This is a genomic window from Sorangium sp. So ce1504 (assembly GCF_051521635.1).
In the GTDB taxonomy this organism is placed as follows: Bacteria; Myxococcota_A; Polyangia; order Polyangiales; family Polyangiaceae; genus Sorangium; species Sorangium cellulosum_B.
The window spans coordinates 8060804-8073454 of sequence record NZ_CP150365.1; the positions used below are offsets into that span (position 1 = coordinate 8060804).

General features: G+C 70.4%; 8 protein-coding genes. 4 read left to right on the plus strand and 4 right to left on the minus strand.

Going from position 1 to position 12651, the window contains the following annotated elements; genetic code table 11:
• The first annotated feature begins 7 nt into the window (after nt 1–7).
• Together WMF39_RS30160 and WMF39_RS30165 are read left to right on the plus strand one after the other, a co-directional pair.
• Nucleotides 8–3289 carry a CARDB domain-containing protein gene (locus tag WMF39_RS30160; protein WP_437739946.1) on the plus strand — a complete coding sequence of 1094 codons (3282 nt, stop codon included), beginning with the start codon at nt 8–10 and terminating at the stop codon, nt 3287–3289.
• Nucleotides 3290–3514: 225 nt separating this feature from the next.
• Nucleotides 3515–5446, plus strand: coding sequence for an ABC-F family ATP-binding cassette domain-containing protein (locus tag WMF39_RS30165; RefSeq protein WP_437739947.1), 1932 nt, complete (start codon nt 3515–3517; stop codon nt 5444–5446).
• Between the two features lie 238 nt (nt 5447–5684).
• Here WMF39_RS30165 and WMF39_RS30170 read toward each other — a convergent pair whose 3' ends face one another.
• The 3 genes from WMF39_RS30170 to WMF39_RS30180 all read right to left on the minus strand — a co-directional run bounded on the left by WMF39_RS30170 (nt 5685) and on the right by WMF39_RS30180 (nt 9411).
• A complete protein-coding gene (locus tag WMF39_RS30170) occupies nt 5685–6785 on the minus strand; it encodes a sugar ABC transporter permease (RefSeq protein ID WP_437739948.1) in 1101 nt (366 codons plus the stop codon).
• A complete protein-coding gene (locus tag WMF39_RS30175) occupies nt 6782–8305 on the minus strand; it encodes a sugar ABC transporter ATP-binding protein (protein ID WP_437739949.1) in 1524 nt (507 codons plus the stop codon). The genes WMF39_RS30170 and WMF39_RS30175 overlap by 4 nt, the downstream gene beginning before the upstream one ends.
• Nucleotides 8306–8538: 233 nt before the next feature.
• Nucleotides 8539–9411 carry a CIA30 family protein gene (locus WMF39_RS30180; RefSeq protein ID WP_437739950.1) on the minus strand — a complete coding sequence of 291 codons (873 nt, stop codon included), beginning with the start codon at nt 9409–9411 and terminating at the stop codon, nt 8539–8541.
• 342 nt (nt 9412–9753) lie between these two features.
• Here WMF39_RS30180 and WMF39_RS30185 point away from each other — a divergent pair, with 342 nt between their 5' ends.
• On the plus strand, nt 9754–10491 hold the full coding sequence (locus WMF39_RS30185; protein WP_437739951.1) for a hypothetical protein: 738 nt from the start codon (nt 9754–9756) through the stop codon (nt 10489–10491).
• A 2-nt stretch (nt 10492–10493) separates the two neighbouring features.
• Nucleotides 10494–11663 carry a zinc-dependent alcohol dehydrogenase gene (locus WMF39_RS30190; protein ID WP_437739952.1) on the plus strand — a complete coding sequence of 390 codons (1170 nt, stop codon included), beginning with the start codon at nt 10494–10496 and terminating at the stop codon, nt 11661–11663.
• Nucleotides 11664–11696: 33 nt separating this feature from the next.
• Here the strand turns inward: WMF39_RS30190 and WMF39_RS30195 are convergent, their stop codons facing one another.
• On the minus strand, nt 11697–12332 hold the full coding sequence (locus WMF39_RS30195; RefSeq protein ID WP_437739953.1) for a DUF4142 domain-containing protein: 636 nt from the start codon (nt 12330–12332) through the stop codon (nt 11697–11699).
• Between the last annotated feature and the right edge of the window lie 319 nt (nt 12333–12651).

The following is a 12651-nucleotide window of genomic DNA, read 5'->3' on the forward strand; positions in this document are numbered from 1 at the left end:
TCGCCTCATGCCCACGTGCCCCCGGCGGTTGCTTCCCCGCGCCCTTCCTTGGTTTTTGCTCGCTGCAGCGGCCTGCGGCGGTGATCCGGATGTCGTCACGCCCCCCGGCGATGGCGGCGGAGGCAACGGCGGCACGAGCAGCAGCTCGGGCGATGGCGGCGGGTTCGTCGGGTCGATGGCCGCGTCGGGCGGCGCAGGCGGCGAGAGTGGCTGTGAGGGCGTGAGCTGCCGGGCGGACCAGCACTGCGAGGAGGCGGACGGACAAGGCACCTGCGTCGACAACACGTGCGACGACCTCACCTGCGACGCGACCGAGGTGTGCGAGACGCCCCCGGACGCAGGCGCGCGCTGCGTCGATATCGCCTGCCAGAGCGACCTCGAGTGCGCCTTCAACCAGTTCTGCAACGGCACCATCTGCGTCGTCGATGCCTGCACGGCCGGCGAGCGGACGTGCGACGGCGACAGCCTCCGGCTGTGCGTCTCGAACGGCAGCACCACGAGCGAGCTCTTCACGTGCGGCGGATCGGCCTACTTCGAGAGCAAGTGCACCGACGCCGGCGCCGGGACCGCCAGCTGCCCCTGCGAGGACGACTGGGACTGCCCCACCTACGCCTCCTGCGAGGTCGGCTCCTGCTCCGGCACGGGCGCCGCGCCCACGTGCCTCTTGCCGCCGGAGCCGTTCGCTGGCGCCCTGCCGCAGAACGAGATCCAGTGGGGAGGGGAGAACCGCGCCAACTCCGACGCCGCCAACAGCCCGTTCAAGACCTCGGCGCAGACCGTCATGACGCCGCTCGTCGCCAACCTCGACGACGACAACGGCGACGGGCTCATCAACGAGCTCGACTTCCCCGAGATCATCTTCACGACGTTCTGCGGCTCGAATTTCGGCAAGCAGGGCGTCCTCCGGGCGATCCACGGCGGCGGGCCCCGCAAGGGAGAGAACTACTTCGCGGTTCTCGGCGCGCAGGTCTGGCACGAGGGCGACCCCATCGACGCGCCCTACGCCTGCGCCGACGCGACGCTGATGCCGACCTCCGGGCTGGCCGTCGGCGATCTCGACGGCGACGGCGTCCCCGAGATCGTCGCGATCACCGCCGTCGTGACGGGGTCTGGGGCCACGGAGGTGACGAAGACAGGGCTCCAGATCTTCAGCAACACGGGCGAGACCAGGGTCCTCGTGAACGAGATCTGGACGGGCTACAACGAGCCGTCGCCCGCGCTCGCCAACATCGACGGACAGGGGCTCCCGGAGATCGTGGTCGGGCCGAACGTGTTCACGTTGCGCGTCGACGAGGCGACCCGCGAGCTCTCCATCGTCGACCACTTCAAGGGCGACAAGGCTCAAGGGATACAGGGGTCTCCGACGAACCAGCAGAACCGGCTCGGGCCCATCGCGTGCGTCGCGAACCTCAACGACGACCCCCGGCTGGAGGTCGTCGCGGGCAGCACCGCTTATGGGCTGCCCCGCCCGCCGCCCGGCGTGACGAGCAGGGCCGGGTGCGCGCCGCCGTACACCGACAAGGAGGCGACGGCGTACTGCGAGGGGAAGCTCATCGAGGTCTGGGACGGGCAGACCGTCAACGGCACGGCCGGGATCCCGACCGAACAGCGCGACGGCCTCTGCGCCGTGGCCGACGTCCTCGGAGAGAACCAGGACGCCGCGCCCGGGCCGAGCAACCCGCTCGATGAGCGCCCGGAGGTGATCCTGTTCAACAACGGGTACTTCTTCGTGCTCAACGGGCAGGACGGCACCATCAAGCGCCGCCAGGTGATGACGGCCGAGGGCACCACCTTCGACGGCGGCGCCCCGAACGTCGACGACTTCGACGGCGACGGCTTCCCCGAGGTCGGCACGGCGTTCGGCCTCCGCTACATGATGTTCGATCTCCAGGCGCCGACGGCCGAGTGCCCGGCGTGGCCCAACGCGCTCACCGACGGGCTCACGGGATTGCAGGGCAACCCGGAGCGGACCCCGAACGGGAAGCCGTGCACAACGGACGAGGAATGCGGCGCCCCGGGCGCGGCGACGTGCAACCAGCAGCGGGGCACCTGCGTCTGCTACCACAACGGCTGGCAGCGCTTGACCGAGGACGACTCGAGCCGCACCACCGGGTCGAGCGTGTTCGACTTCAACGGCGACGGCGCCGCCGAGGTCATCTACAACGACGAGTGCTACTTCCGCATCTACGACGGCGTGACGGCCGACGTCCTGTTCAAGGTGCCCTCGCCGAGCCGCACCCGATCCGAGTACCCGATCGTCGCGGACGTCGACAACGACGGCAACGCGGAGATCGTGTTCGGCACCTCGAACGAATCGACCCATTGCTCGCAAGGCACCGACTACAACAACGGCCTCGAGGTCTGGGGCGCGCAGAACGACCTCTGGGTCTCGGCGCGCCGCATCTGGAACCAGCACAGCTACCACGTGACGAACGTGCTCGAGAGCGGCGGCATCCCCCTGAAGGAGCCCGAGAGCTGGAAGCCGTACGGCGGCCGCGTCTACAACACCTACCGCTCGAACCCGCGGTCGTACGGCATCGCGCCGGATCTCGCGCTGAGCGGCATCCAGGTCTCGTCCCCGGACGCGACCTGCGGCGAGCTCACCGACGAGGTCGCGATCACCGTGCGCGTCGAGAACCTCGGCGATCTCCGCGTGGGCCCCGGCGTCGCCATCAAATTCTACGGCGAGTGGGACACGCCGGAGGTCGACGAGCCGCTCTACGGTGAGGACCTCGCCCCGCTGCAGTTCGTCCTCCAGAGCAGCATCGAGCCGCACAGCTCGCTGCTCCTGACGGTGAGCTACAGCGCCGCGCACAACGAGCAGGGGACGCTGCCCGCCCGCGTGCGCGCGGTCGTGGACGAGGACGCCGTCGAGCGCGAGTGCCACGAGGACAACAACGCGCTCACCGCGCCCCTCGACGCCGGCAGCGCGCGCCCGGACCTCCAGATCGAGGTCGGCCGGGTGAACACCACGAAGTGCGCCGTGAAGCAGGTCGACGTCCCGACGACCGTCACCAACGCCGGCTCCGCGCCGGCCAGCGACGTGCGGATCCGGTACTACGCGGGCGATCCCGGTCAGGGCGGGACGGTGCTCCACGAGGAGGTCATCCCGGGGCCGATCGCGCCCGGGGCGAGCGTGAACCTCACCGCCACCATCGAGAAGTTCCCGTCGAACCTGTCGATCCTGATCTACGCCGTCGTCGATCCGGACGGGGCGATCGACGAGTGCAACGACGGGAACAACAAGGACGCGGCCTCGGACAAGATCCTGTGCCCGGAGATCAACTGACGCGCCGGCGTCCGGCCGGCGGGCCTCCCCGCCAGCCGGACGCGCGCCACGCCGGCGTCGCGCGCCGCGCTGGCGCGCGCTGACGCACGATCACCGGCTCCCGCCCGGGGCGCGGTGCTATGCCTGTGCGCCCCGCCGCGCCGCTGACGGCGCCCCGCGAGGCGCGCCGACCCGGCGCGCCGCACCCCGCGCCCCGCGCGCCGCGACCCAAGCCCCCACAGCGCCATGCTCGGAACCTCGAACCTCTCGAAATCATTCGGTGATCGGACCCTCTTCGAGGGCGTCTCGCTCAAGCTGAACCCCGGATCCCGCTACGGCCTGGTGGGCGCGAACGGCTCGGGGAAGACCACCTTCCTGAAGATCGTGGCGGGCGACGAGCCCGCGAGCGACGGGAGCGTCAGCATCCCGAAGGACGCCCGCGTGGGTGTGCTCCGGCAGGACCGGTTCCTCAGCGACGACCAGATCATCCTGGATCTCGCGATGATGGGCGATCGCGTCGTGTGGGAGGCGCTCGTCGAGTCGCGCCGCCTCGCGGAGGACGGCGGCGACGCCGGCCGGGTGGCGGACCTGGAGGATCGCATCCGCGCCCACGACGGCTACACGCTGGAGGCGCGCGCGAGCGCCGTCCTCGAGGGGCTCGGCATCCCCGTGGAGGCGCACCGGAGGCCGCTCTCCACGCTCTCGGGCGGCTTCAAGCTGCGCGTGCTGCTCGCGCAGGTGCTCCTCGGCGGCGCGGACGTGCTGCTGCTCGACGAGCCCACGAACCACCTCGACATCCTCTCCATCCGCTGGCTCGAGAGGTTCCTGGCCGGCTACAAGGGCTGCGCGGTCGTCATCTCCCACGACCAGCGCTTCCTCGACAACGTCGCCACGCACATCCTCGACGTCGACTACGAGACCATCACGCTCTACACGGGCAACTACGCCGCCTTCGTCGTCGAGAAGCGGGCGATCCGCGAGCGCAAGCAGGCCGAGATCGCCCGCGCCGAGAAGATCATCGCGGACAAGCGCGCGTTCGTGGAGCGGTTCGGCGCGAAGGCGACCAAGGCGCGCCAGGCGCAGAGCCGGCTCAAGCAGATCGAGAAGATCGAGGTCGAGGAGCTCGCCGACACGTCGCGGCGTTCGCCGCTGTTCCGGTTCGCGATCCAGAGGCCGAGCGGGCGCGACGTGCTCGAGGCGAAGGGGATCTCGAAGTCGTATGGCGCGAAGCAGGTGCTGCGCGACGTCTCGCTGTCAGTGCGGCGGGGCGAGCGGGTCGCGGTGATCGGGCCGAACGGGCTAGGCAAATCGACCCTGCTCAAGATCCTCGTGGGCCGGCTCGCGGCCGACGCCGGCGGCGCGTCGTGGGGGCACGAGGCCCGCGTCGGCTACTTCGCCCAGGATCACCGCGAGCTGCTCGTCGACGGGTCGATGACGCCGCTCTCCTTCCTGTGGGAGGCGTGCCCCGACGAGTCGCCGAGCTACGTCCGCGGCCAGCTCGGCAGGGCGCTGTTCTCGGGCGACGACGTCGAGAAGAGCGTCGGCTCGCTCTCCGGCGGCGAGGCGGCGCGGCTCATCTTCTGCCGCATCATCGTCGAGCGGCCCAACGTGCTCGTGCTCGACGAGCCGACCAACCACCTCGACCTCGAGGCGATCCAGGGGCTCGTCGAGGGGCTCAAGGCGTTCGAGGGGACGGTGCTCTTCGTCTCGCACGATCGCTACTTCGTCTCCGAGCTGGCGACGCGCATCCTCGAGGTCACGCCGAGCGGGCCGCGCGATTTCCCCGGCACGTACGAGGAGTACCTGGCCGGCTGCGGCGACGATCACCTCGACGCCGACACGGTGGTGCTGAAGGCGAAGCGCGAGCACCAGAAGGCGGCCGCGCCCGCGGAGGCGGGCGGCTCCTGGGAGGAGCAGAAGCGGCGTCGCAACCGGCAGAAGGAGCTGCCCGCGCGGCGCGACAAGGTGCTCGCGTCCATCGAGGCGGCCGAGGCGCGGAAGAAGGCGATCCACGACCTCTACTGCAGCGACGGCTTCTTCGAGCGCACTGGACAGGCCGAGATCGCGGCGCGCCAGGCCGAGGACGAGGCGCTCGGCCCGCGCATCGACGCGCTCATGGCGGAGTGGGAGCAGCTCGAGCAGGAGATCGCCGAGCTCGGGGCGGTCCAGCCGCAGTGAGATCTCGCCGGGCTGCCCGGCCCCGGGAGAGGGGGGCCGCCGCGCGGCGCGGGGGCCCCGCCGAACTCGCCTGAGACGATGATCCTCCGGCTTCGCCGGAGGATCATCGTCTCAGGCTCAAACATCGGCCCATCCCCCGCGCCGCGCGGCGGACCCCCTCTCCCGGGGCCTACGTGTTCGCGCAACCGCAACGCGAGGACGACCTCGGTCATCGCAACGCTAGCGGGTGAGCTGTCGCTCAGTGACTTCTGGTCTTGCGGCTGGCCATGTCGATGCCGACGGCGAGGATGAGGATGATGCCCTTGATGATCGGCTGCCAGAAGCTCTCGGTGTTCATCAGGCTCATGCCGTTGTCGAGCGAGGCCATGACGAGCGCGCCGAGCAGCGCGCCCCAGATGGTGCCCTGCCCGCCGAGGAGCGACGTGCCGCCGATCACGGCGGCCGCGATCGCGTCGAGCTCCATCATCCGGCCGGCGTCCGAGGTCGCAGAGCCGACGCGGGCGGTGAGCACCACGCCCGCGATGCCCGCCATCACGCCCATCAGCGTGAACACGGCGATGAGGTGACGATCGATGCTGATGCCGGAGTAGAAGGCCGCCTCTCGGTTGCCGCCAATCGCGTAGAGGTGCCGCCCGAACGTCGTGTGCTTCGCGAGCACCGTGAACACGGTCGCGAGCACGAGCACGACCAGCACGGGGAACGGGACACCCTCGTAGGAGTTCATCAGGGCGGCGAACGCGAGGGAGAACACGGCGAGCCCGATCCACGGGTAGCGCGCCGTGCCGGTCGCGCGCGCCGCCTTGTACAGCAGCCCGACGCAGAGGACGCCAGCGCCCGCCCAGCCGAGGGTGTGCGGCACGTACGCCTGGCCCACGAACAGGTAAGGACGCGCCGGCGAGATGGACACACCGCCTGTCAAGCCGAGGATGGAGCCCTGGAAGATGAGCATCCCGCCGAGCGTGACGATGAAGGGGGGAATCCGCAGCCGCGCCACGAGGGTCCCCTGCACGAAGCCAAGGACGGCCCCGAGCAGGAGCGGCAGGATGAAGGCGGCCGGCAGCGGCCAGCCGAGGCTCACGTAGATCATCGCCGATGAGGCGCCGAGCAGACCGGCGAGCGCGCCCACCGAGAGATCGATCTGCCCCGCGACGATGACCATCACCATGCCGATGGCCAGGATCGAGGTCACCGACATCTGCCGCGCGAGGAGCGTCAGGTTGCGCGGCGTCACGAACGTCCCATCGGTCGTGATGGAGAAGGCAATCCAGATCGCGATGAGCGAGCCCACCATCGAGAGGGCGCGCCAGGGGATACGCACGCGAAGCTTGGCCTCGCTCATTCCGTCACCTTCCTCGTTGCAGCAGCCATCACGCGCTCCGCGGTCGCGTCCTTCCGGTCGAGGCAGGCCGTCGGTCTGCCCTGGTTGAGCACCAGCACACGGTGGCTCATGCCGAGCAGCTCCGGCAGATCGGAGGACACGAGCACCACGGCGAGCCCATCCGAAGCGAGCTTGTGGATGAGCTGGTAGATCTCCGCCTTCGCCCCGACGTCGATTCCCCGGGTCGGCTCGTCGAGCAGCAGCACCCGGGGCCCCGTCATCAGCCATTTGCCGATCACGATCTTCTGCTGGTTGCCGCCCGAGAGCTGGTTCGCGAGCGCGAGCGGCCCAGACGCCTTGGTCCTGAGCGCCTTCATCTGCTCGACCGCCCTGACCTCCCGATCGGCGTGATCGAGGAAGAGCCCCTTCACGAACCGCCGCAGGGTCGCGAGCGTGATGTTGTCGAGGAGGGTCGCCTCGAGCACGAGGCCGTAGCGCTTGCGATCCTCGCTGACGAGCGCGATGCCCGCGTCGATCGCCTGCTCGGGCGCCCTGTACGGCGGCGTCGCGGGCCCGCCTCGGACCGAGATCGCGCCGGTGACGCGGCTCGTTGCAGCACCAAAGATCGTCGAGAGGAGCGCGGTGCGGCCGGCGCCCATGAGTCCGCCGATGCCCAGCACCTCGCCGGCGCGCACCTCGAAGCTCACGTCGCGCAGCACGAACCGCCCGGGGTGCCCGGCGTCCTCGACCGACCAGCCCTGGACCGACATCGCGACGGGGCCCTCCGGCGGCGGGGGGCAGGGGTAGAGGTTCGTCACCTCGCGGCCGACCATGTACGAGATGACGTTGTCGGGCGAGAGCGCGGTCCGCGGCTGGGTCGTGATCGACTTCCCGTCACGGAGGACCGTGATGCGGTCGGCGATCTCGAAGACCTCCTCGAGCCGGTGGCTGATGTAGATGCAGGAGACGCCGCGGGCGCGCAGATCGCGGAGCAGGCCGAGCAACGTCTTCACGCCGGACTCGGTGAGCGCCGCCGTGGGCTCGTCGAGGACGAGGACCTTCGCGTCCTTGAGCAGCGCCTTCGCGATCTCGACCATCTGCTGCTGGCCGATGCCCAGGTCCTTGATCGGGCGCTCGGGATCGATGTCGAGCCCGACGCGCGCGAGCGCCTCCCGCGCCAGGGCCCGCACCGCGTCCCAGTCGATGAGCCCACCGCGGACGGGCTCCCGCCCGAGCACGAGGTTCTCGGCGACGGTGAGATCGGGCACGAGCGCGAGCTCCTGCGCGATCAGCGCGATGCGGTGCTCCTCGGCGCTGCGCATGCTGCTGAACTGCACGACGCCGCCGTTCAAGCGGATCTCGCCGCCGTAGGTGCCTGCGGGGTAGTAGCCGCACAGGGTCTTGATGAGGGTGCTCTTACCCGCGCCGTTCTCGCCGCAGAGGGCGTGAATCTCGCCTTCCTGGAGGTCGAACGAGACGCCATCGAGGGCTTTCACCCCGGGGAACTGCTTCGTGATCGATGCGAGCTCGAGGAGAGGCATTGTCCTGGGCACAAGGGGCGTCAGCGCGCGGCCACGTTCGCCCGGGAGGGGCCTGCGATGCAAGCACTTTGTTGGAAGCGCGCAGAGGATCCAGGCGCGCAGGTCGCCGCGCGTCGCGCGTCGCGTGTCGCGTGTCGCGCGTCACGCATGTTCCCTGGGAAGCGCCGGGGGGGAAGAGGAGTGGTTGAGAGCCCCCTGCGCGGGGGCTCCCGGGGCGGCCCGGGCGAGGGCGCTCAGTTGTAGAAGCCGAGGTCGTCGATGTAGAGGTCGAACTCGGGTGCCTTGCCGATCTGGAACTGGAGCGAGTAGAGCTTCGCCGCGTCGATCTGCTCGGTGCCCGCCGGATCGCCCCAGCCGCCCTGCTTCAGGTCCGCGAAGGGAATGGTGAACTGCTGCCACTCCTCGGTGGCGGGGAACGTCTTCTGCCACGCGTCGCACTTGTCCGAACAGGCACCGCCGGCAGGATCCGTCCCCGGGTCCGAGATCATGACGGTCGCGCTCGTGCCGGAGCCGGGGCCGAGCTTCGCCCAGAAGGTGATTCCGGTGTACGCCGAGGCGTCATAGGAGGCCTTGACCCCCTCGGGGCTGTTCAGATCGAAGCCGAAGCCAGCGCCCCACTCCGTGAAGCCCGTCCCCCACGAGCGCGCCGCGTACGTGCTCTGCCCGCGCGCCGGCTCGAGCGCCGTCATCGTGAACGGCTCTTCCCCGGTCCCCTCCGGATCGGGCGGCGGGGTCTGCGTGGCCCCCTCCGTCGCGTCATTGAAGGTGTACCAGTAACCGACCCGCCCGCCCTCGGCCAGGATGGCGTTGTCGTTGTCCTCCATGTCATCGATCATCTCGATCGTCTGGGGGCCGGCGCCCGCGCCCGTCGACGCCGAGGTGCTCGCGGCCGTCGAGGTCGTGGCGGGATCGGTGGTCCCCGTGCTCGCCGTCGTGGTCGACGGGTCCACGGTGCCCGCGGAGGTCGTGCTGCCGGCGCTGCCGGCGCCGCCAGCGCCCCCGCTCCCGCCGCCGCCGCCGTCGTCGCCACCGCACGCCGCGAACGCCGCGACAGCCAGTCCACAGACCGCCAAGTTAAAAGCACGCAGGGAAATTCTAGTCTTCATACGTTCGTATCTCCGTATCTAGTTTATGCTAATCAGTGCTCGCTCTGGGCCGGACGTCAATTGAATCGAGGAGCGTCCTGGCGCGGCGAGTATCGCCTGGAAGTTCAGGCCCTGCAACCTTCTTCTTTCCTCGCTGCAATCCATCTTTGTCTTCTCTCGCCTTCGCTCGCCATCGTTCGCCCTGGAGGCGAGGCTCGCGCGAATGTCCTTGTTGGGGCCGCTCGCAACGGCGGTGGCATGTTCGGAACGTCGTTGAGACGTGAGCGCCTGGATCAGCGCGGGTGGCCGCCTGCTTGCAAGGCGCCTTCGCGGGCTCTCTCGGCGAGGCTCGAAGGAGGAGAGATGGCACGGGCGAAGGCTGGCCGGCGAGCGCGCGCCGCGGCGCAGAGGGGCGCGCAGAGCGCGGACCGGGAGCGGAGCGGCGGCGAAGGCGCGCCCCCGACGGAGCAGGAGAGAGCCCCGCTGGGAGAGCGGCAGAGCGCGGCGGCGCAGCGCGGGAGCTGCGCGCGGCTGCCGGGGAGGAGGGGAATCGCGGGGCTGCTCCTGAGCCGGCTGGAGACGGCGGCATACCGCATCTACGAGCGGGTCGCCGGGCTGTCCGAGGAGCGGCCGGCGCTCGGGGTCGAGATCGCGGCGGCGGCGCTCCGGGCGCTCGGGGCCCGCGCCCCGCGGGTCGTGAGCAGCGTCACGGTGAGCCGCGCGCGGGCGGCGGTCCTGCACGCGCTGCAGGACGCGGCGGGCGTGCGGCGCCTCCTGCCGAGCATCGGGCGCGTGGAGGCCGGCGCGAAGAGGCAAGCCTCGACGATCCGGGCGGCCGGCGCGGGTGGCCCGGAGCGCACGCCGGCAGGCGTCGTCTCGCTCGCGACCGCGCCGGGCGACAGGGGCACGGAGATCAAGGTGGTGCTGCCGGGCGCGCGGCCGCGGGGGCGGCTCGCGCGCGCGGCGGGCGAGCTGCTGGCGGAGCTGCCCAGGCGGCAGCTGCGGGGCGAGCTGCGGCGGCTGAGGCAATGGATCGAGATCGGCGAGATCCCGACGACGGCGGGGCAGCCGTCCGGCCGGGCAGACCGTGAGAGGGAGTGACCATGCGCGCGATCTGCTGGAATGGGGTGGATGACATCGTCGTGGAGTCGGTGCCCGAGCCGAAGCTCATCAGCCCGCACGACGCCATCGTCCGCGTCTCCCTGTCGTCGGTCTGCGGCTCGGATCTGCACCTGCTCCACGGGTACGTCCCGACGATGAAGCAGGGCGACATCCTCGGGCACGAGTTCCTCGGCGAGGTCGTGGAGACCGGCGCGGAGGTGAAGCGGGTTCAGCGGGGCGATCGCGTCGTCGTGTCGTCCATCATCGGGTGTGGGCGGTGCGCGTATTGCCAGCGCGAGCTGTGGTCGCTCTGCGAGAACTCGAATCCTCATCACGTGGTGACGGACAGGGTGTTCGGGGACACGACAGCCGCGATCTTCGGCTACTCGCATGCTTTCGGGGGCTTCGCGGGGAGCCACGCCGAGTACGTGCGCGTGCCGTTCGCGGATCACGGCGCGTTCAAGGTCCCCGACGGGGTGCGGGACGAGAGCGCCCTGTTCGCCTCCGACGCGCTCTCGACGGGCTACATGGCGGCCGAGCTCTGCGACATCCGCCCGGGCCAGGTCGTCGCCGTCTGGGGGTGCGGGGGCGTCGGTCAGATGGCGATCAAGAGCGCCTATCTCCTCGGCGCCGAGCGCGTCATCGCGATCGACCGGATCGCGGACCGCCTGGCGATGGCGAAGGCGCACGGGGGCGCCGACGCCCTCGACTACGCCGAGGTCGACGTCCAGGAGGCGCTCCGCGAGATGACGGGCGGGCGCGGCCCCGACGCCTGCATCGACGCGGTGGGCATGGAAGCCGACGGGACGGGCCTGCAGCACGCGGTCGATCGGGTGAAGCAGGCGCTCCGGATGCAGAGCGACCGCCCGCTCGTGCTGCGCGAGGCGATGCTGGCCTGCCGCAAGGGTGGCACGGTGTCCATCGTGGGCGTCTATTCCGGGTTCGCCGACAAGATCCCGCTCGGCGCGCTCATGAACAAGGCGCTCATCGTCAGGACCGGCCAGCAGCACGGACAGCGGTACATCCCGCGGCTGCTCGATCACATCCAGCGCGGCGACATCGATCCGTCGTACCTCCTGACGCACCGGATGTGCCTCGACGACGGGCCGCGCGGATACCGCCTCTTCGAGGCGCGCGCGGAGGCGTGCGTGCGCGCGGTGTTCGCCCCCTGACCCTGGCGAGGTCGCCGCCCCCGACCGCGAGAGCTAGCGCTCCTGCCCCTTCGCCAGCGTCGCCTGGATGGCCTGCGCCCGCTTCAGGTGGCTCGCCGCCTCGTCGCGAATGCGCTGGATCTCCTGCTTCAGCGCCTGGTTCTTCACCCTCGGGATGGCCTGCTCGTCCAGCATCCGCACGGCATGGGCATGCATCCTCACCTGGATGGCCATGTACGTCTGGTCGAATTTCTCGGCCGGCTGCTTCTGGAGGTACGCCGCGATGATGGACGAGTGCCCGGCGATCATCGCGCTCGCCCGCGTCGGCTCCGCCTTGATCCGGAGACGCCGGAGGAGCGCGCTCAGGCGGATCTCCCCCTGGGTGTGGGCCTCGAGCATCTCCCTGGCGAAATCCTTCACCTCGCGCGACCGCGCCTGTTTGCGGGCGATCATCGCGAGGGAGATCTCAACCTCGTTGACCGCGGAGATCACCTTGGCGAGGGCGCCGTCCGACACCTGTGTCTCCTCGGACCGCGGGCTCACCTCCTCCAGCCGCTGCTGCAGCTGGGAGATCTGCGCGCCCTGAGGGACGTAACCGCCTCGCCCACCCGCGTGCGCGGAGCTGCCGATGACGCTCGCGGCGAGCGCGGCGATCACGGCGACGCGATGCTTGAAATGATGGCGCATCATGGTGGATTCCCTTCCTGGATTTCCGCGGCGCGCTTCACCGGCCGATCCGTGGATGCCCGCGGCTCACGACGTCTCGAACGCCAAGCAAGCGGCGGACCCGCTCTCGACGTAATCTGAGGGACTGCCCTGCTCATGGCGCTGCGCGCGGGCGCGCTCGCGGGGCGATCGCCGCACACCCGGGGAGTCGTCCGCGCCGCGTCTCGGGATTCCACGTCAAGCCAAGAGGGCTCGCCACCCCCCGTTGAATCGAGCGTGCACCCCTACAAAGGCGCTCGCCTCCTCGAAAGGCGCCCTCTCCGGCGGAGGCCCGGCTCCCTCG

What these genes read in the sequence shown, in the direction of transcription:
- WMF39_RS30160 (WP_437739946.1), top strand. Translation starts at nt 8, where the DNA reads ATGCCCACGTGCCCCCGGCGGTTGCTTCCCCGCGCCCTTCCTTGGTTT.
- WMF39_RS30165 (WP_437739947.1), top strand. Translation starts at nt 3,515, where the DNA reads ATGCTCGGAACCTCGAACCTCTCGAAATCATTCGGTGATCGGACCCTC.
- WMF39_RS30170 (WP_437739948.1), bottom strand. Translation starts at nt 6,785, where the DNA reads ATGAGCGAGGCCAAGCTTCGCGTGCGTATCCCCTGGCGCGCCCTCTCG.
- WMF39_RS30175 (WP_437739949.1), bottom strand. Translation starts at nt 8,305, where the DNA reads ATGCCTCTCCTCGAGCTCGCATCGATCACGAAGCAGTTCCCCGGGGTG.
- WMF39_RS30180 (WP_437739950.1), bottom strand. Translation starts at nt 9,411, where the DNA reads ATGAAGACTAGAATTTCCCTGCGTGCTTTTAACTTGGCGGTCTGTGGA.
- WMF39_RS30185 (WP_437739951.1), top strand. Translation starts at nt 9,754, where the DNA reads ATGGCACGGGCGAAGGCTGGCCGGCGAGCGCGCGCCGCGGCGCAGAGG.
- WMF39_RS30190 (WP_437739952.1), top strand. Translation starts at nt 10,494, where the DNA reads ATGCGCGCGATCTGCTGGAATGGGGTGGATGACATCGTCGTGGAGTCG.
- WMF39_RS30195 (WP_437739953.1), bottom strand. Translation starts at nt 12,332, where the DNA reads ATGATGCGCCATCATTTCAAGCATCGCGTCGCCGTGATCGCCGCGCTC.